General features: G+C 65.6%; 17 protein-coding genes. 6 read left to right on the top strand and 11 right to left on the bottom strand.

Annotated elements, in window-relative coordinates; translation table 11 throughout:
- Positions 1-9: 9 nt before the first annotated feature.
- Genes arsC through ACEWQ0_RS00365 form a run of 3 tightly spaced genes read left to right on the top strand, consistent with a single transcriptional unit; the run spans position 10 to position 1,297 of the window.
- On the top strand, positions 10-360 hold the full coding sequence (gene arsC / locus ACEWQ0_RS00375; RefSeq protein WP_476484151.1) for an arsenate reductase (glutaredoxin): 351 nt from the start codon (positions 10-12) through the stop codon (positions 358-360).
- A complete protein-coding gene (gene wrbA, locus ACEWQ0_RS00370; RefSeq protein WP_476482756.1) occupies positions 357-953 on the top strand; it encodes an NAD(P)H:quinone oxidoreductase in 597 nt (198 codons plus the stop codon). Before arsC ends, wrbA begins: the two co-directional genes overlap by 4 nt.
- Positions 950-1,297, top strand: coding sequence for a DUF2069 domain-containing protein (locus ACEWQ0_RS00365; protein WP_476482757.1), 348 nt, complete (start codon positions 950-952; stop codon positions 1,295-1,297). Before wrbA ends, ACEWQ0_RS00365 begins: the two co-directional genes overlap by 4 nt.
- A 4-nt stretch (positions 1,298-1,301) precedes the next feature.
- Here the strand turns inward: ACEWQ0_RS00365 and ACEWQ0_RS00360 are convergent, their stop codons facing one another.
- The gene (locus ACEWQ0_RS00360) at positions 1,302-3,902 is read right to left on the bottom strand and encodes a hypothetical protein (RefSeq protein ID WP_476484150.1); all 2,601 of its coding nucleotides are present in this window, start codon (positions 3,900-3,902) and stop codon (positions 1,302-1,304) included.
- Between the two features lie 76 nt (positions 3,903-3,978).
- Between ACEWQ0_RS00360 and ACEWQ0_RS00355 the strand changes: the two genes are divergently transcribed.
- Complete coding sequence (locus ACEWQ0_RS00355) at positions 3,979-4,467, top strand: asparaginase domain-containing protein (RefSeq protein ID WP_476482759.1); 489 nt, start codon at positions 3,979-3,981, stop codon at positions 4,465-4,467.
- Positions 4,468-5,169: 702 nt separating this feature from the next.
- Here the strand turns inward: ACEWQ0_RS00355 and gcvT are convergent.
- From gcvT to rluD, 9 genes are all read right to left on the bottom strand, one after another.
- The gene (gene gcvT, locus ACEWQ0_RS00350; RefSeq protein WP_476482760.1) at positions 5,170-6,243 is read right to left on the bottom strand and encodes a glycine cleavage system aminomethyltransferase GcvT; all 1,074 of its coding nucleotides are present in this window, start codon (positions 6,241-6,243) and stop codon (positions 5,170-5,172) included.
- Between the two features lie 69 nt (positions 6,244-6,312).
- Positions 6,313-7,920 carry an ABC transporter permease gene (locus tag ACEWQ0_RS00345; protein WP_476482761.1) on the bottom strand — a complete coding sequence of 536 codons (1,608 nt, stop codon included), beginning with the start codon at positions 7,918-7,920 and terminating at the stop codon, positions 6,313-6,315.
- The gene (locus ACEWQ0_RS00340) at positions 7,904-9,007 is read right to left on the bottom strand and encodes an extracellular solute-binding protein (protein ID WP_476484149.1); all 1,104 of its coding nucleotides are present in this window, start codon (positions 9,005-9,007) and stop codon (positions 7,904-7,906) included. The genes ACEWQ0_RS00345 and ACEWQ0_RS00340 overlap by 17 nt, the downstream gene beginning before the upstream one ends.
- Positions 9,008-9,133: 126 nt before the next feature.
- On the bottom strand, positions 9,134-10,933 hold the full coding sequence (locus ACEWQ0_RS00335) for a monovalent cation:proton antiporter-2 (CPA2) family protein (RefSeq protein WP_476484148.1): 1,800 nt from the start codon (positions 10,931-10,933) through the stop codon (positions 9,134-9,136).
- Positions 10,934-10,978: 45 nt separating this feature from the next.
- Positions 10,979-12,265, bottom strand: coding sequence for a phosphopyruvate hydratase (eno, locus tag ACEWQ0_RS00330; protein WP_476482764.1), 1,287 nt, complete (start codon positions 12,263-12,265; stop codon positions 10,979-10,981).
- A 159-nt stretch (positions 12,266-12,424) separates the two neighbouring features.
- Positions 12,425-13,237 (bottom strand): 3-deoxy-8-phosphooctulonate synthase, encoded by an 813-nt coding sequence (gene kdsA / locus ACEWQ0_RS00325; protein WP_476484147.1) that lies wholly within the window; start codon positions 13,235-13,237, stop codon positions 12,425-12,427.
- Positions 13,234-14,892, bottom strand: coding sequence for a CTP synthase (locus ACEWQ0_RS00320; RefSeq protein ID WP_476482766.1), 1,659 nt, complete (start codon positions 14,890-14,892; stop codon positions 13,234-13,236). The genes kdsA and ACEWQ0_RS00320 overlap by 4 nt, the downstream gene beginning before the upstream one ends.
- A 130-nt stretch (positions 14,893-15,022) precedes the next feature.
- A complete protein-coding gene (gene pgeF / locus ACEWQ0_RS00315; RefSeq protein ID WP_476484146.1) occupies positions 15,023-15,712 on the bottom strand; it encodes a peptidoglycan editing factor PgeF in 690 nt (229 codons plus the stop codon).
- Entirely contained in the window at positions 15,705-16,655 is a 951-nt protein-coding gene (gene rluD / locus ACEWQ0_RS00310; RefSeq protein ID WP_476484145.1) for a 23S rRNA pseudouridine(1911/1915/1917) synthase RluD, read from the bottom strand. The genes pgeF and rluD overlap by 8 nt, the downstream gene beginning before the upstream one ends.
- 89 nt (positions 16,656-16,744) lie before the next feature.
- Between rluD and ACEWQ0_RS00305 the strand changes: the two genes are divergently transcribed.
- Together ACEWQ0_RS00305 and ACEWQ0_RS00300 are read left to right on the top strand one after the other, a co-directional pair.
- A complete protein-coding gene (locus ACEWQ0_RS00305) occupies positions 16,745-17,554 on the top strand; it encodes an outer membrane protein assembly factor BamD (protein ID WP_476484144.1) in 810 nt (269 codons plus the stop codon).
- Positions 17,555-17,581: 27 nt separating this feature from the next.
- Positions 17,582-18,493 carry a polyprenyl synthetase family protein gene (locus ACEWQ0_RS00300; RefSeq protein WP_476484143.1) on the top strand — a complete coding sequence of 304 codons (912 nt, stop codon included), beginning with the start codon at positions 17,582-17,584 and terminating at the stop codon, positions 18,491-18,493.
- Between the two features lie 16 nt (positions 18,494-18,509).
- On the opposite strand, the gene trmB is transcribed toward ACEWQ0_RS00300, so the two are convergent.
- A complete protein-coding gene (trmB, locus tag ACEWQ0_RS00295) occupies positions 18,510-19,190 on the bottom strand; it encodes a tRNA (guanosine(46)-N7)-methyltransferase TrmB (RefSeq protein ID WP_476482771.1) in 681 nt (226 codons plus the stop codon).
- Between the last annotated feature and the right edge of the window lie 237 nt (positions 19,191-19,427).

The following is a 19,427-nucleotide window of genomic DNA, read 5'->3' as shown; positions in this document are numbered from 1 at the left end:
GATGAATTCATGTCCACCAGGATCTATCACAATCCACGTTGTTCCAAGAGCCGCCAGGCACTGGCGCTGATTCGCGATCACGGCATCGAGCCCCGGATCATCGAGTATCTTGAGCAGACGCCCTCGCCGGATGAGCTCAAGCGTATCACTCAACAGCTGGGCGTCCCGATCCGCGAGATCATGCGCAGCGGCGAGCCGGAATACAAGCAGCTGGGGCTGGACGACGAGGCACTCGACGATGCCGCGCTGATCGCAGCGATCTGCTCGCACCCGCGGCTGTTGCAGCGACCGATCGTGGTGCATGGCGAGCAAGCGCGCCTGGGCCGTCCACCCGAAGCCATCGAAGAGATTCTGCCGTGACCGAGATTCTGGTGCTTTTTCATTCCGTACACGGCAACACGCACAACATGGCGCGCGAGATCGCGCGCGGTGTGGAGTCGGTCGACGGCTGCCAGGCCCGCCTGCGTACCGTGCCGCCAGTGGCAACCGCCGACGCGCCGGCACGCGAAATCCACGCCAGCGGGCCGGCGTTCGTCAGCCGTGAAGACCTGGCCGAATGCCATGGCCTGGCGCTGGGCAGCCCGACGCGCTTTGGCAACATGGCCGCAGCCCTGAAGTACTTTCTCGACGGCACCGCCGGCGAATGGTTCTCGGGCACGCTGGTCGGCAAGCCCGCCGGCGTGTTCACCTCGACGGCCACCATGCACGGCGGCCAGGAGGCCACGCTGCTGAGCATGATGGTGCCGCTGCTGCACCACGGCATGATGGTTCTGGGCCTGCCCTACACGCTGCCGGAGCTCACGCATACCCGAAGCGGCGGTACGCCCTACGGACCCAGCCACGTGGCCGGTGTTGATTCCGACCTTGATCTGGACGACGACGAGCGCCGCCTGTGCCGGGCGCTGGGCCGCCGGCTGGCCGAAGTGGCCACCCGGCTAGGAGCGCACAGTTGATCGGGCCGGGCACCTGTCGCTGGAGCCTGGTCGGGCTGATCGTGCTGCAGCCAATCTGGTTCGGCTGGCTGGCGCCACCGCAGCTGCTGCCACCCTGGGTCGCCATCGTGGCGCTGGGGTTGCCGCTACTGCTGGCGCTGCCGTTTGTATGGCGCGCAAACAAGACCGGGCTGGTGGTCACTGGCTGTCTGCTGCTGGTGCATTTCTGCCTGGCCGTGGCCGAAGCCTGGGCCAGCCCGGCAGCAAGAATTCCGGCCGTTGCCCAGGTGCTGCTGGTCGGGGTCTACTTCACGGCGATGTCGGCGCTGCGCTTCGGGCGCAAGCGAAACACGTCGAAGCCCTGAGGGCTCATGGCGCCATCCGGCGCTGAAGCTCGGCCAGCCGCTCCAGGCTGTAGTCAATCTCCGGCGCGCGCTGCCCGCGTTCACGCAGGGCTTCGGGCAGCGCCATCCAGGCATCGCGCAGGGCCTGAGCACGTTCTTGCCCCAGCTGCGGCATGTCGCTGGCCACCACGCCGGCGTCGCGCATCAGGCGTACCCGGTCACGGGTCATCAGACCGGACTCGCCGGCCAGCATGGCGCGAACCGGCGCATGCTGTCGGATGACTCGGGGATAGTGCAGCTCCAGCACGCGCCGCAGCAGCGCCGCTGAATCGGCAGCCCGCGCCATCGCCTGAACCAGCGGGTTCTCGTCGCCGCTGCGCGGCGGGTTGATCAGCGGTGCCAACAGTTGGCGCTCACGCTGCGCGACCAGGTGAGCCAGGTGCGCTCGGACTGCGACCTGCATCTCGGCCGGATCAACCTTCTCGATGTGCTCCACACCGCGCCCGGTGACAAACCAGTCACGCCACTCGGCGCCACGGTCCCAGTTGGCCTGCATCTGCGCCTCCGGCGTGGTCGGCGCGCTCACGAAATAGGTCAGGCGATTGGGCACCAGGCCGGTATGCCCCTGCGCCAGGCTGCTGGCCACCGAGCGGCCGATCTGATCAATGGGGCAATTCTGCGCCAGCGTGGCCTCGTCGCTGGCGGCAAACAGGTAGTGCCGCGTTTCACTGTCGGTCAGACGATAACGAAACACCGTGCTGACCTCGTTGTTGCCGCGAAAGGTACCGACCAGATCGAAGCCGAGCTTGCCGTGGTAGTTGGCAATGCCGCTGGCTTGCCCGGGCGCCGGCGCCATGCTGCGCTCCACCCAGCGTACCCGATCGTAGCAAAGGCCCAGCTCGCCCATGCCAACCTGATCAGCCAGCAGGTAGCTGTTGGGAAACTGCCCGAGCAGCGCGCGGGAAACGGGCAGCTGTATGCGGGCCCCACAGGTGTTGGCTCCGGGGCAGGGGCCGATGAAAAGATCCTGCGGCTGATAGGCGGTCACCTGATCGGCCAGGCCATCGAGTTCAATATCGGCACCCGGCCGGGTATGGCTTTCGTAAAATGCCGCGCGCGCCTGCTCCAGCAGCCCGGCGACCTCATCCAGCGCCGTGGCGTGGCGTGCCAGCAGGCGCTCGACCGGATCACGCCGGCTGTCGCCGCGACCGGTCAGGCAGTCAAGCCACTCGATCCGCTCGGCTGTCTGCGACTGCATCTGCCCCATCAGCCGGTCGATCGTGTCGCGCCAGCCACTACCGCTGAAAAACACCGGGCGCTGCGACACCCAGCGCACCAGATGATCGGCCAGAAGCGACCACTCCAGAGCGTTGGCCCAGCGCGGTGTCGGGCACTGCGCCGACAAAAGCCAGTTGAGGTGACCGTCCAGATAGGCTGCCCGCTGCCAGCTCATCAGGCCCAGCTCACGACGCAGGAACTCCGTTGCAAAGGGGCCCTGGCCACCGCCGACGAGCTCCTCGCTGTCGAGCTGAGCGGTCATCACTGCGGCGAGATTGCGAACACAGCGCGCAAAACGGTCACGCGGCAGGGGGCCGACAAGAAGAGGGTCGGGACGGCAATCGGCCAGCGTGCGCCGGACCGGCTCACGCACCGGCTGATCGAGATAAAAAGCAAGGTCCGGAACGAACAGGGCCAGCCGGGCATAGGCATCGCCAAGCTCGTCCAGGGCGGGCGCGGCGGCGCGCTCGTCAACGGCCACGAGATGGTTGGCCGCATCCGTCAGCAGCGCCAGCACGACCGGCAGGTCGATATCGACCCGCCGGAGCGCAGCATTCTGCTCCTCGGCGATCTGCCCCAGCCACTGCAACCAGGCGTCGCTGCGGTCTTCCAGTGCTACCTGAAACTGGGTCAAGCGCGCCAGCGCCTCGAAGGTCAGCCAGACCGCATCCAGCGGCTGACCCGTCTCCCAGGCCCGGCGGGCCTGCCCAAGCAGCATGGCATCGCGAAGCCGGGCGCGCGCCGGAGCCGAGTCAGCCAGCGACAGGCGGCGCGACAGCCCGGCCTGCTCGCGGGCGTAGGCGACCATGCCCTCGTCTTGTTGGCGCGTCAGGCCCGCGTCCAGATCCGACCAGAATGCGGCAACCGATGCCTGCCCCTGTTCGCCCAGGCTGGCGGCTACCGCGCGCCAGATGCGCGGCGACTGATAGGCTGCCGCCACCTGCATGCGCGCCAGCTCGCCGACCGCCTGCTCTCTGTCCAGCAGCTCGCCGGCAGCCGCAGGATCGGGCTCCGGGAACTCGCGTTCCGGCTCGGCAGGGCTGCTCTCGCGTTCCTGGGCCAGCCAGGCCAGCAGGCCGTCCGCCAGCGAAACCCGAACCGGCCCGGCCGGGGTCAGCGCCCGCTCGAACCGCAGTGCGAGTGCCTCCACGGTCTGCTGCCAGTCGTCCGCCTCGCCGCCGCGTGCCAGCCAGACGGCCGCTGCCATGGTTCGATTGCGAGCGCGATCAGCCGTGGCCGGATGCCAGTGCAGGGCAAGCACCTCGTCGGCCACAGTCTGCGCCTGCAGCGGCTGGGTCAGGGCCGCCAGCATCCACAGCAGGCAAGCGCTCCTCAGGGCGGTTCTCATGGCCGCTATACTACTCGAATGCCCGTGCATTCCGGGCTTGTCTGCACTCACCCGAAAGACCATTCAGGAACCCGCTTTGAACAAGCTCAACATCCTCACCACCGGCGGCACGATCGACAAGATCTATTACGACGACAAGTCCGACTATCAGATCGGCGAGCCGGAGATCGGACGCATTCTGGAAGCCATGAACGTGGCCTTCGACTGGGAAATTCGCGCCCTGATGCGCAAGGACTCCCTGAACATGGGTGAGCCGGAACGCAGCCTCGTTCGCCAGGCCGTGATGACCAGCGACGACCGCCACTTTCTGATCACCCACGGCACCGACACCATGGTCGAGACCGCAGCCGCGCTGGAAGACACGGGCGAGCGCGTGATCGTGATGACCGGCGCACTCAACCCGGCGCGTTTCATCGACTCCGACGCCATGTTCAACATCGGCTGCGCCGTCGGCGCTGTACAGGCGCTGCCGCCGGGCGTCTGGATTGCCATGAACGGCCGCATCTGGGACCCGAAGAAAGTGCGCAAGAATCGCTCGGAAAACCGTTTCGAAGCAGTGGAGTGAAGACGCCGGCGCCGGCCTTTGTAGGAGCGATCTCCGGATCGCGATACGGCGTTGACAGGAACCGCCGGGCCCGGCAGCCTTCTCACGGTTTCATACCCGCTGTTCACCCTCGCAGCCGAGTTTTCCCATGCGGGCTTCGACACGTCAAAGGCGTTCCGCCCGGCTTGCGTCGCAAGCTCTTTGGGCGGGTCGCGTGGTGCCCAGGATCGTTTCCGAAAGTGGCCATGGGATAGATCGTGGGCTTGTGCTCGGGAGGCTACACCGCGCGCGTTGCGCGCGCTTGCTGTGGGGAACGGGGGCGATAGAGATGGAAGTCTGCCCCAGATCGTCGGGAGGCCAATTCCGAAGCCCGGAATCCAGACGCCATCCCAGCGCTACCCGAAGCCAATGATCGAAGCCGAGCCGCCCGGGTGCCGGCTCCGCCCCATTGCGGCAAGGCCACCGGATCCTTCGACGGAATGCTCGCGAAGGCACCGCCGCGAAGGGGCCAGCCCGCACAGTACGCGAGTCCTGAAACAATCAAGCGTGGGACTTTGAAGTTGAGGAGCAATTTTTGGTTACTTTTTTTGCTCTGGAAAAAAGTGACCCGCCATCAGCCTGCGCAGCAGGCGGGCGGAACGCCTTTGACTTTGACTTTGATTTAAACGTGCCGAAGCCGGGCCGGCATCGCGACCGGCCGGTCGCGATGCCTGGATCAAGACCTCAGATGCGCACCTTGCCCTGCCGAACGAACGGCGGCTTGACGACCCGGGCGGAGAGCTTGCGGCCGCGCAGCTCGATATCGACTTCGTCGAATTCGCCGGCAGGGATGCGCGCAAGCGCGATCGGGCACTGGGTCGACGGCCCGAACACGCCGCTGGTTACTTCCCCCTCGCCGGCCGGGGTGTGCACCACCGCGCCGTTGCGCGGAATGCCACCGCGACCGAGCACCAGGCCGACCAGCTGCCGCAGCTCGCCCGCTTTCTTCTGTTCTTCAAGTGCCTGGCGACCGATGAAGTCGCGATCCTGGGGTTCGAAAGCCACGGTCCAGGCCAGGTTCGACTCCAGCGGAGTCGTGTGGATGTCCATGTCCTGTCCGTAAAGGTTGAGGCCGGCCTCCAGACGCAGGCTGTCGCGTGCGCCGAGGCCGCAGGGTCGGATTCCGGCCTTTGCCAGGGCCTGCCAGAAGCCCGGCGCTTCTCCGGCCGGCAGCAGAACTTCGAATCCGTCCTCGCCGGTGTAGCCGGTGCGGGAGATGAAGTAATCGCCGTGGCTGGTGGCGCGGAAAGGCTTGATCTGTCCGGCGTCGGGGGCGCTCAGCAGCTCGATGACCTGATCGCGGGCCTCGGGCCCCTGTACGGCGATGATCGCCAGGTCATCGCGCTCGACGATCTCGACGTCAAAGTCGGCGGCCACGCGGTGCATCCAGGCGAGATCATCTTCGCGTCTGGCCGCGTTGAGCACGCTGCGGAAAAGCTCATCATCGAGCCAGTAGGTCAGAAGGTCGTCAATCACGCCGCCGTCTTCATTGAGCATGCACGCATACAGCGCCTGGCCCTTTTCTCCCAGGCGGGCCAGATCATTGGCCAGCAGACGTCGCAGAAAATCACGCGCTCCGCGGCCCTGAATGTCAACGACGGTCATGTGGGACACATCGAACATGCCGGCCGACTCGCGCACGGCCTTGTGTTCTTCCATCTGTGAACCGTAGTGAATGGGCAGTTCCCATCCGGCGAAATCGACCATCTTGCCGCCGGCTTCCAGATGCTCGGCGTGAAGCGGAGTTTTCAAGCTCATGTTCTCAATCGTGCCTCTTGTCGTGTCAATCCGTGTCAATCCCCTTTACCCCGCAGGGTGGGCGGATCATTATATCGCGCGCGTTCGGCCCGACCGGATCAGCACCGCGACCGGAATGGCGCCGAGCACCACCAGCAGCAGCGCCGGCAGGGCGGCCAGCTGCCACTGGCCCTCAGCGGTCAGCTCGTAGATGCGCACCGCCAGGGTTTCCCAGCCGAAGGGCCGCAGCATCAGGGTAGCCGGCATTTCCTTGGCCACCTCAACCAGGGCGAGCAGAAAGGCGGTCACCAGACCCGGCCACAGCAAGGGCATGTTGACCCGCCAGATGCGATACCAGCGCGGTACGCCCAGGCTGCGCGCCACCTCGACATAGCGCGGTCGAATACGCCCGGCGACGCTGTCGAGCGGCCCCCAGGCCACCCGCAGAAAGCGGATCAGATAGGCCAGAACCAGTGCGGTCATGCCGCCGGCCAAAGCGGTACCGGCCAGGCGGTCGAACTTCAGGAAAGCCAGCATGATGGCTACCGCCAGCACGGTACCCGGAATGGCGTAGCCGAGGGCAGCGACCTCGCCGAGCAGCTGCTGTCGACGCGAAGCGCGATAGGTTGCCGCCAGCAGCACCAATCCGCCGGAGACCACGGCCAGGGCCCCGGCCAGGCCCAGCACCATGGTGTTGGCTACCGCCTGTACCAGCCGGCCATCGAACAGCTCGCCAAGCTGCGGCCAGGCCCAGACCAGCAGCTGAATCAACGGCAGCACCACGGCAACCAGCAGGACCGCCAGCTGCAGCGCGGTTGCCAGCCAGGCACGAGCGCCGTGCAGGCGAATGCGGTGCCCGGTCGGGCGGCGCTCGGCCTGGCTGACGCGGCTGCTGCGACTGAGTCGCTCCACCCCGAGCAGCAGCAGAACAAACAGCATCAGAATGGAGGCCAGTTGAACCGCGGCCGTGAGATTGAACATGCCCAGCCAGGTTCGGTAGATCGCGGTGGTAAAGGTGTCGAATCCATAGATCGAGACCGCACCGAAGTCCGCCAGGGCCTCCATCAGCGCCAGCGCCAGGCCAGCAACGATGGCCGGGCGGGCCATCGGCAGGCTGATGCGCAAGAACGTGCGCAGCGGCCCCTGCCCCAGACTGCGCGAAGCCTCGAAGGCGCTCAACCCGCCACCGACAAAGGCCGCACGCGCGAGCAGGTAGACATAGGGGTAGAAGGCGAGAACCAGGATGAACAGCACGCCGACCGGCCGGCTGAGCAACTCCATCGGTGCCGGGGCGGCGCCGAACCCGTGGCGCCAAAGCGTCTGCACGGGGCCGGCGTAGTCAAGCATGCCCAGATAGATGAAGGCGAGCACGTAAGTGGGAAATGCCAGCGGCAGGACCAGCATCGGGTCGAGCACGCGCCGCAGCGGATACTCGCAGCAGGCCGAAAGCCACGCCAGGCTGACGCCAAGCACCAGAACGCCCAGCCCGACGACCACCATCATCAGTGCCGTGTGGCCAATCAGGCGCGGCAGCAGATATTCGGAAAGGTGCTCCCAGGTTTCGGGCTGCGGCTGAGCCCAACTGATCAGCAGCACCACCAGCGGGATGCCGACCAGCAACAGCAGCGGGCCGATCAGCCAGTGCCGATCGGCCCGCGGCCAGAGCCGTGACTGTTCAGCTTCAGCGGTAGCCGGCACGATCCATCAGGCGCACGGCCTGGGCCTGGCGTTTGCCGGCAATCTGCAGCGGGGTGTCGTCGGCGCGGAAGTCGCCCCACTCGCGGACAATGCCGCGCGGAGCCACCTCGGGGTTGACCGGAAATTCCAGATTGTTCTGCGCGAACTCGTTCTGGGCTTCGCTGGAGGCGAGCCACTCCAGCAGAGCCTGCGCCGCTTCCGGATGCGGCGCATGCCGGGTCACGCCAGCGCCGGAGATATTGACATGCGTGCCGGTGGTTGCCTGGTTGGCCCAGAACAGTTTGACCGGGTAGTCGGGGTTCTCGGCCAGCTTGCGGCCCAGGTAATAGCTGTTGACGATGCCGACATCACACTGGCCGGCCTCCATGGCCTCGATCAGGCGGGTGTCGGAGGAAAAAGGGCCGGTCGCCAGGTTGTCGACCCAGCCGCGCACGATGTCCTCGGTGCGCTCCTCGCCGTGGTGCTCGATGAGCATCGCCACCAGGGACTGGTTATACACCTTCTTGGAGGTGCGCAGGCACAGCCGGTCCGACCACTTTTCCGAGGCCAGCGCTTCGTAGGTCGACAGCTCGCTTTCAGCCACGCGGTCAGGATGATAGACAATGGTACGCGCACGCACCGACAGCCCGTACCAGCGGCCCTGATCGTCGCGCAGGGCGGCAGGCACGGCGCGGTTCAGCGCCTCGGATTGTACCGGCTGCAGCAGATCGCGCTCAGCGGCGTGCCACAGATTGCCCGCATCCACGGTCATGAACAGGTCGGCTACGGTCTTGTCTTCTTCGGCGTCCAGCCGTTCGATCAGAGCCGCTTCGCTGTCGTTGATGTACTCGATGTCGATGCCGGTTTCAGCGGCATAACGATCGAACAGCGGTTCGATCAGGTGCGGCTGGCGCGAGGTATAGACCACCAGCCGAGTCGGCTTGTCGGCTGCCGATTCGGTTGCCGCCTGCGATGGGGCGCGGTCGCTCGTCGGGGCGGTCGCATCAGCCGACGTCGCGTCCGTGGCGGCGGGATTTTCGGTCGGCGCGGAATCCGGGCTGCAGGCCGTCAGCAGGGCCAGCGCAATGGCAATCATCAAAAGACGCATGAGGTTTTCCAGTCACTGCAAAACAGGCAGATAATTCTACTGATAACGATTTGCATTTACAACGGACATCAGCTGCACAAGTCTACCGCCTTGCCTGCCGACATTGCTTGACGTGCATCAAATACGTCAGTCCGTGTCCCTGCCTTCCTGCAGCAGGCGCCGATCTTCACTGAACAGTTCCTCGAGTTGCTCACGGCTTCTGCGCTCGATGCGCGCCAGGCGCTCGTGGTCGCCGCGGTGCTCGATCTGCTCGCGCAGCGTGGCCTCGTCGTGCTCGGCGAAACGGTCCACATAGTGATCGGCGCGGCGCACGCCCATGGAACGCAGCGCCGTGCGCGCCATCGCCAGGCTCGACAGCCAGGTTTCACGAATCACCTCATCGACCCCCAGCGCCAGCAGCTCCATGGCGTGGTCGCGATTGCGCGCCCGCGCCAGAATCCTGAGCTCAGGAAAGTAGCGGCGCACCATGGCGGCGGTGCGAATCGAGCGTTCGGGATCGGAAATGGTCAGGATGAACAGGCGGGCCCGCCCGACGCCGGCAGCGCGCAATACCTCGAGGCGATTGGCGTCACCGTAGAAGATCTGATGGCCAAACTTGCGCACGAACTCCACGTGCGCCGGGTCGCTGTCGAGCGCGGTGAAGTGAATGCCCAGCATCGACAGGTTCCGCCCGACGATCTGACCCACGCGCCCGAAGCCGGCGATGATCACGCGCGGGCTGCCGTGATCATCAGGAATCGGGTCGGGCTCCGGTTCGGGCTCGGCGCGCGCCAGGCGCGGCTGCAGAAACCGCTCATTGGCCATGTAGAGCAACGGCGTAAGCGCCATCGAAATGCTGGCGACCACGATCAGCTGAGCGACCAGTTCCGGCGCCATCACGCCCTCGTCGACGGCCACGGCAAACAGGATGAAGGCGAACTCTCCGGCCTGCGGCAAGGCCATCGCCAAAGCCACGGTCGACGAGCGCTTCAGATGCGCCAGGCGGCCGACCAGCAGCAGCGCGACAAGCTTGATGGTCATGATCGCCACCACCAGCGCAAGGATCGTCAGCGGTGCAGCCATGACGCGGCCGAAGTCGATCGACATGCCCACGGCGATGAAGAACAACCCCAGCAGCAGGCCCTTGAAGGGATCGAGCGCGGCCTGAATTTCATGGCGGTACTCCGAATCAGCCAGCAGAACGCCGGCCAGGAAGGCACCCAGCGCCATGCTCAATCCCGCGTAGTCGGCCAGCACGGCGGTGCCAAGCACCACCAGCAGATCCATGGCTACGAACACCTCCGGCACCCCGGTGGCGGCAATGGCGCGCAGCAGCGGGCGCAGCAGAAAGCGACCGGCGAGAATCAGCGCTGCAATCAGCGCCGCAGCGCGCACGATGCCGACGGCAATTGACCAGCCCGAATGCAGATCATCACTGCCGCCGGCAAGCAGCGGCAGAATGGCCAGCAAGGGGATGACGGCAATGTCCTGCAGCAGCAGAATGCCGAACGCCTGGCGACCATGCGCGGCGCCGAGCTGCTTGCGTTCGGCCAGAATCTGCACGCCCATGGCCGTCGATGACAGCGACAGCACAATGGCAATCAGCAGCCCGACACCAGCGCTGGCGGCCCACCAGGCGGCCAGCGGCCACAGCAGCAGCGTAGTAATCAGCATCTGCATCGAGCCGACGTAGAAAACCACGCGTCGGAGCACCCACAGACGCGAGGGCTTCAGCTCCAGGCCGATGAGAAACAGCAGCAGAATGATGCCGAATTCGGAAAAGTGCAGGATGGTGTCGACATCATCGATCAAGGCCAGTCCCCACGGCCCGATGATCACTCCGGCGACGAGAAAGCCGAGCACGGCCCCCAGACCGGCAAAGCGCGCCAGCGGCACCATGACCACCGCGGCGATCAGAAAGATGATGATTTCGGCCAGCAGGCTCATGCCGGCCGTCTCTGTGTCAACCGATTACGAGTCGGAAGGTCGCGATCAGGCCAGGTAGCGCGAGAACACATGCTCGCCATCATAGCGCGCACCATCGCCCAGCGCCGCATGAATGCGCAGCAGCTGGTTGTACTTGGCAACCCGGTCGGAGCGGCACAGCGAGCCGGTCTTGATCTGGCCGGCATCGGTGGCCACCGCCAGGTCGGCGATGGTGACATCCTCGGTTTCGCCCGAGCGATGCGAGATGACGGTGCCGAAGCCGGCATTGCGCGCCATGGTGATGGCGTCGAGCGTTTCCGACAGCGTGCCGATCTGGTTGGGCTTGATCAGGATCGCGTTGCCGATATGCTCATCGATGCCGCGCTGCAGAATGCGCGTATTGGTCACGAACAGGTCATCACCCACCAGCTGTACCTTGCCGCCGATTCGCTGCGTCAGTTCGGCCCAGCCGCCCCAGTCTTCCTCGTCCATGCCGTCTTCGATGGAAAGCACCGGGTAGCGATCGGCCAGGCCGCCCAGATATTCCGCAAAACCCGCGCTGTCGAAAGCGCGGCCTTCAGCGTCGAGCACATACTGACCATCGCGATAGAACTCGCTGGAGGCCACGTCCAGGGCCAGATGAACGTCGTTGCCGGGCTCGTATCCGGCCTCGGCAATCGCCGTCATCAACAGCTCGAGCGCGGCCTCGTTGGAAGACAGGTCCGGCGCAAAGCCGCCTTCGTCGCCCACCGCGGTGTTGAGGCCGCGCTGGCGCAGGATGCTCTTGAGCGCGTGGAAAATTTCAGTGCCGGCCTGCAGCGCAGCGGGAAAATCCGGCAGGCCGGTGGGCATGATCATGAATTCCTGAATATCGACCCGGTTGTCGGCGTGCGCGCCACCGTTGAGAATGTTCATCATCGGCACCGGCAGGCTGGCCTGCTGACCGGAGGCAGCGAGCAGGTACTGCCACAGGGCAATGTCCTGCGCAGCTGCGGCGGCGTGCGCGGCCGCCAGCGAAACCCCCAGCAGGGCGTTGGCGCCCAGGCGCGATTTGTTGTCGGTGCCGTCGAGCTCGATGAGCCTGTTGTCGATACCGATCTGGTCGGTGACATCCATGCCCTTGACGGCCTCGGCGATCTCGCCGTTGACGCTGGCCACCGCTTGGCGCACGCCCTTGCCGCCGTAGCGCTCGCCGCCATCGCGCAGCTCCACGGCCTCGCGTGCCCCGGTCGAGGCGCCTGACGGCACCGCCGCGCGGCCCACATGGCCGCCCGCGGCGACCACCTCGGCCTCCAGCGTCGGATTGCCGCGCGAATCCAGAATTTCCAGTGCTCGAACTTGAGTGATTTTCATGGTGTATTGATTGGGTTTGTCAGATCAAAAAGCTTTCAGCACGAAGAACACGACGAGGGGCACGAAGCACCCGACGACAGGAAAGAAGTGCTGATCGGACTGCTTCCAGCCCCGCGTGCCCTTCGTGCCTTCCCTCGCGGGCTGGATGCTATCTTTTTCTCACCCCGGCCTGACCGCCCGATCAATCGCGACCAGTTGTTCGAGCAGGGCTTCCATATCCGCCAGGTGCATCGAATTGGGGCCGTCGCACAGGGCCTTTTCGGGCTCGGGATGGGTTTCGCAGAACACGCCGGCCACGCCGGCGCCCACGGCAGCGCGGGCGAGCACGGGAATGAACTCGCGCATGCCGCCCGATGACTCGCCCTGCCCACCCGGCAGCTGCACCGAGTGAGTGGCATCGAAAACCACCGGGCAGCCGGTCTCGCGCATGATCGCCAGCGAGCGCATGTCGACCACCAGGTTGTTGTAGCCGAACATGTAGCCGCGCTCGCAAACCATGAGTTCGTCGTTGCCGGCCGCGCGCGCTTTCTCGACGACCTTGCTCATCTCCCAGGGCGAGAGAAACTGCCCCTTCTTGATGTTGACCGGCCTGCCGGCGCGCGCCACGTTCTGGATGAAATTGGTCTGGCGGCACAGAAACGCCGGGGTCTGCAGCACGTCGGCCACGGCGGCCACTTCATCGAGCGGGGTGTCTTCGTGCACGTCGGTGAGCACCGGCACACCGACCTGCGAGCGCACCGCCTCGAGGATGCGCATACCCTCTTCCAGCCCCGGCCCGCGGTAGCTCTTGACCGAGGTACGGTTGGCCTTGTCGAACGAGCCCTTGAACACATAGGGAATGCCCAGGCGCTGGGTGACTTCCGCGAGATGGCCAGCGACATCCAGGCACATCTGTTCGGACTCGAGCGTGTCGGGCCCGGCGATCAGAAACAGGGGCTGGTCGAGCCCGATATCGGATCCGGCCAGCCTCATGATGCTTCCAACGGCTGGCGCGGCTTGCCGTCGATCCTTTCCTGCCGCGCCAGCGCCGCGCGGATAAAGCCGGCAAACAGCGGATGCCCGTCGCGCGGCGTGGAAGTGAACTCGGGGTGAAACTGGCAGGCCACGAACCAGGGATGGTCGGGCAGCTCGACCACCTCGACCAGCATGTCGTCAACCGAAAAGCCGACCAGATTCATGCCGTTGGCCTCGAGTGTCTCGCGGTAGGCGTTGTTGAATTCGTAGCGGTGGCGGTGGCGCTCGACCACCTCGTCGGCGCCGTAGAGCTTGCGCGCCAGCGAGCCCGACGTCAGCCTGCAGCGCTGGGCCCCAAGGCGCATGGTGCCGCCCAGGTCGGCGCTTTCGTCCCGCAGTTCGCGCTGGCCGTTTTCGTCCAGCCATTCGGCAATCAGACCGATCACCGGGTCTTCCGCCTCGGGATCGACTTCGGTGGAGTTGGCGCCGGCCAGGCCGCAGACATTACGCGCAAACTCGACCACCGCCGCCTGCATGCCCAGACAGATGCCGAGATAGGGAATGCCGTTCTCGCGGGCGTATCGAATGGCGGCAATCTTGCCCTCGAAGCCGCGCTCGCCGAAACCGCCGGGCACCAGAATGGCGTCAGCGTCGGTCAGAACGCCCGTGCCGTTGGCTTCGATCTCCTCGGATTCGACGCCCTTGATCTTCACCCTGACCCAGTCACCAAAGCCGCCGGCCATCAGGGCCTCGTTGAGCGACTTGTAGGCATCGGCATATTCAACGTACTTGCCGACCATGGCCACCGTGACCTCGTGCTCGGGCCGGGTCTGGCGCTCGACCACCTCTTCCCAGTCCGACAGGTCGGGGGAGGACGCCTTGATACCGAGCCGCTCGAGCACGATACGATCCAGCCCCTGGCGATGGTAGAACAGCGGAATCTTGTAGATGGAGTCGACATCCACCGCTGAAATCACCGCGTCGTGGGGCACGTTGGTAAACAGCGCGATCTTCTTGCGCTCCTCATCGGAAAGCATGCGCTCGCAGCGGCACAGGAGCACGTCGGGCTGAATGCCGATCGAGCGCAACTCCTTGACCGAATGCTGGGTCGGCTTGGTCTTGATCTCGTTGGCCGCCTTCAGATAGGGCACCAGCGTCAGGTGCATGAACAGCGCCTGGCGGCCATACTCGCTGCCGAGCTGGCGGATGGCCTCGAGGAAGGGCAGCGACTCGATATCGCCGACGGTACCGCCGATCTCGATCAGGGCAACGTCATAGCCCTCGATGGCACGGCTGACCGAGTCCTTGATTTCGTCGGTGATGTGCGGAATGACCTGCACGGTCTTGCCCAGGTAGTCGCCGCGGCGCTCCTTGGCGATCACGTTGGCGTAGATGCGTCCGGTGGTGAAATTGTTGCGCCGGGTCATGCGCGTGCGCACGAAGCGCTCGTAGTGACCCAGATCGAGATCGGTTTCGGCCCCGTCCTCGGTAACGAACACTTCGCCGTGCTGAAACGGGCTCATCGTGCCCGGATCGACGTTGACGTAGGGGTCGAGTTTCAACAGGGTCACGCGCAGGCCCCGGGCCTCCAGAATGGAGCCCAGCGAAGCGGCTGAAATACCTTTGCCCAGCGATGAAACGACACCGCCAGTAACGAATATGAGAGAGGTCATGCCCGGGCAACCGTGCTGCAGTGGGTCCGGGAGAGAATTGTAACCGATATCGGACGGGAACCTTCCGCGGGGGAACGACCAAAACCTGCGCGGGCCCACGCCGCTGGCAACCATGTCTTGCGCCACTCGCTCATCGAGAACTGGCTCTTGTTTGAAAACTGGCGCTTGTGAATTGCTCATTGCGGTCGAGCCAGATCACCGACGCCATGCGCCCGGTGCTGCCCTCGCGCCGAAAGGAATGGAACGTGTCGGACTCCTCGAAGGTGCAGCGATCGCAGTCATACACCTCGGCGCCGGCCGCGCGCAGCTGCTGCGCCGCGATCCACTTCAGGTCCGCCCGCCAGCGCTCGCCGTCGGGCGCGAAGGCTGTCTTCAGTGCCGCATCGTCGCGCAGGAAGGCTTCACGCACCTCGCCGCCGACCTGATAGCAGCGCCCGCAGATGGCCGGACCAATCCATGCGCACAGATCCCGGCCGGCGACCGGCAGCGCCGCCAGCGTCTTTCCGATGATGCCCGCGGCCAGCGAACGCCAGCCGCCGTGGATCCCGGCCACCAACGTGGCATTGCGATCGGCCATCAGAATGGGCAGGCAGTCGGCGGTCTGAATGACCACCACTTCTCCGGGCCGATCACTCCAGGCGGCATCGGCCTCGACGCCCGGACGCCAGTCGGCAAGGTCAATGACCCGGCTGCCGTGCACCTGCCGCAGCCAGCACGGCTGGGCCGGAAGCACATCCAAGGCCGCATCCGTCCGGTCGCCGCGAGTGGTCGTGAACGCCGCGATCCTCTGGGCGGCAAGCGGCCAGCCTGGTTCAATCATCGTCATCACCAGCCAGCAGCTCGATGAACTCGCGCATGTCGTTGGGAACGGGCGCCGTTGCCTGCACCGGCTCTGCGGTTTCAGGGTGCTCGAAGTGCAACTGGTGTGCGTGCAGCGCCTGTCGGGGGAAATTCTGCCAGGCCACGCGCTGGGCCTCGGTCAGCCCGGCTGGTGCACCCCGGCGACCGTAAAGCGGATCACCAATGATCGGATGGCGCTGGTGCGCCATGTGGACGCGAATCTGATGCGTCCGCCCGGTTTCGAGCGCCACGTTCAACAAGGTCGCAGCCTTGAGCCGCCGCGCCACCCGATAGTGCGTCACCGCGCGCCGGCCGTCATGGCGAACGACCTGACGCCGCCGGTCGACCGGGTGCCGGCCCAGCGGCTGGTCCACACAGCCACCGGCAATCAGCTCGCCCCAGACCAGAGCGCGATAGCGACGCTGGATTTCGCGCTGCTTCATGGCGGACACCAGGCGCCGATGGCTGGCCGTGGTACGCGCCACCAGAAGACAGCCGCTGGTGTCCTTGTCAAGACGGTGAACCAGGCCCGCGCGCGGCAGCGGCGCCAGCCCGGGGTCAAAGTGCAACAGCGCGTTGACCAGCGTGCCATCCGGGTTGCCCGAACCGGGATGCACCACCAGCCCGGCCGCCTTGTTCACGACCAGAAAATGCGGATCGTCGATCAGCACCTCGAGCTCGATGGCCTGCGGCTCGAGTTCGGCATGCGCTTCCAGGCAGGCCGCCAGCACCACGCGCTCGCCGCCGGCAACCCGCTGGCGGGGCTTGACGACCCGACCATCAACGGTAATCTCTCCGCCGCGGATCCAGGCAGCAATGCGGCTGCGGGAAAAGTCGGACCACAGCCCGGCCAGCAGAGCGTCCAGGCGCTGCCCGGCTTGCGCCGCGTCGATCACAAGGTCCTTGTTGATACGAATGTTCATGGTGTCCGGTAGCAGCCGACAAGCAGGCCGGCAGGATGGCATAATGACGCGCCGCAGCGTGCCTTTATTTTCGACTTCCAGAGAACATTATGCGCAATCCCGCCCCAGCCCGCCGCCCCTTATCCGTCACCGTGGTGCTTTTGACCGCACTGGTCCTGGCCCTGGCCGGCTGTGCGCGCGAAAAAATCAGCGATGACATACCGCCCGAAGAACTCTACCAGCGCGCGCACAAGGCGCTTCAGGCTCAGGCCTGGCCACAGGCCATTCAGCGCTACAAGCAGCTGACCACGCGCTACCCCTTCGGTCGCCACGCCGAACAGGCTCAGCTCGACATGGGTTTTGCCCAGTACAAGGCCGGCGCTTCAGAGCAGGCACTGACCACGCTCGACCGCTTCATTCGCACCTACCCGACCCATCCCAACGTCGACTACGCCTGGTACCTGAAGGGGCTGGTCAACTACGATCAGGCCATGGGTTTTCTGCGCCGGATGTTTCCCGGCCAGGTGGTCGATCGTGACCAGACCAAGGCGCGCCAGGCCTTCATGGAGTTTCAGGAGCTAGTGCGTCGCTTTCCCGAAAGCCGCTACGTGGCTGACGCCCGCCAGCGCATGGTGTTTCTGCGCAACATCATGGCCGAGCAGGACGTGGTGGTCGGCGAGTACTACTTCCGGCGCGGCGCCTACATCGCCGCGCTTGGCCGGGCCGAACACGTGATCAAGACCTATCCGCAGGCGCCGGCCAACGTTTCGGCGCTGGACCTGATGGCGCGCGCCTACAGCCAGCTGGACCTGCCCGAGCTGGCGGCCGACGCGCGCCGGGTGATCGAGCACAACTACGGCGATCTCACCCTGGAAGAAGAAGATCCCGGTTTTTTCCGCCGGCTGTGGCCGTTTGACTGAAGCGCGATACGACTCCGGATCTACAGCATGTCTGCCGCGGCCTTTTCCGAGCGCACCGACCTATTGACCGGGCGCCTCGAAGCCTGCCTGGAGCGCCGCCTCCAGGCACTTCCGGGCAGCGACGTGCCGCTTGCCGAAGCCATGACCTACGCCGCCATGGGCGGCGGCAAGCGCCTGCGACCGCTGCTCGTCTACGCCAGCGGGCAGGCGCTCGGCCTGGACCTGCCCGGACCGGATGACACCGACGGCCACTTGCTCGACGCGCCCGCCATGGCGGTGGAACTGATTCACTGCTACTCCCTGGTACACGACGATCTGCCGGTGATGGACGACGACGACCTCCGTCGCGGCCGGCCAACCCTGCACCTGGCTTTCGACGAGGCGACGGCGATTCTCGCCGGTGACGCCCTGCAGGCACTGGCCTTCGAAGTCCTGGCAGGATTGCCGGACGCCGCCGCATCGCAGCGAATGATTGCGCAGCTGGCGCACGCCTGCGGTGTCGTCGGCATGGCCGGCGGTCAGGCGCTGGATCTGCACTTTGAAGGCAAACAGCCCGACCGCGAGGCCGTCGAAGACATGTTCCGTCGCAAGACCGGGGCCCTGATCCATGCGGCGGTCATGATGCCCGCCGCCCTCGTGCCAGAGCTGCCGTGCGCCCGGCGCCAAGCCCTTTCGGACTTCGCCGGCGCCATCGGCCTGGCGTTCCAGATTCGCGACGACCTGCTCGAGGTCGAATGCGACACCCAGGTCATCGGCAAGTCCAGCGCCAGCGACGCCAGTCGCCAGAAAGCCAGCTGGCCGATGCGTTTCGGCATCGAGGCCGCGCATGCACGCATCGACGAGCTGGCGGCAGAAGCTCGCCGGGCGCTGGGCGCAGTCCACGGCGATACCGACGGCCTGGCGTGGCTGGCAGGCCGCCTGCTCAATCGCGGTTATTGATTCAGCGGTTATTGCCTCAGCGGCTCTCGACCCGGCAGAGGATATCGACGATTTCGTGACCCTTGCTGTGGCCGCGACGCTCGAAATGCGTTTGCGGCCGCCAGCCGGGCCGGGCCACGAAGGGGTTGCCTTCCAGCTTCAGCTGCGGCACCGCGCCGATGGCCGCCAGCATCCACTCGGCGTAGGGCTGCCAATCGGTTGCCAGATGCAGCCACCCCCCGGGCCGAATTGATTCCACCAGGGTGGTCAGAAACCCGGGCTGGATCAGGCGCCGCTTGTGGTGGCGTTTTTTTGGCCAGGGGTCGGGAAAATAGACGCGAACCTCATCCAGGCTGGCCGGCCTGACCTGCGCGGCCAACACCTCCACGGCATCGCGCATGGCCACTCGGACGTTCGCCAGGCCGGCCTCGTCGATGCTGTTGAGCAGGCGACCCACGCCCGGCTCGTGCACCTCGATGCCGACAAAGTTCTTTTCGGGTTCGCGGGTGGCCATCCAGGCCAGTGCCTGGCCGTTGCCGCAGCCGATCTCCACCACCAGCGGCGCGGGGCGCTCGAATGCCGTGCGCAAGTCGGTGATGTCTTCATCAATGCCGTAGCGCGGCAACAGTTCCTCAAGCGCGCGCCGCTGACCCGCAGTCAGGCGGCCGGGGCGGCGAACGAAGCTGCGAACACGGCGAAGGTGGGTGTGGTCGTTCATTCGGACGTGGTTGGCTGGTTGGCTGGTTGGCTGGTTGGCTGGTTGGCTGGTTGGCTGGTTGGCTGGTTGGCTGGTTGGCTGGTTGGCTGGTTGGCTGGTTGGCTGGTTAGCTGGTTAGCTGGTTAGCTGGTTAGCTGGTTAGCTGGTTAGCTGGTTAGCTGGTTAGCTGGTTAGCTGGTTAGCTGGTTAGCTGGTTAGCTGGTTAGCTGGTTAGCTGGTTAGCTGGTTAGCTGGTTA

The organism is Wenzhouxiangella sp. YN9 (assembly GCF_056324165.1).
This window is presented reverse-complemented; position numbering and strand designations above follow the sequence as displayed.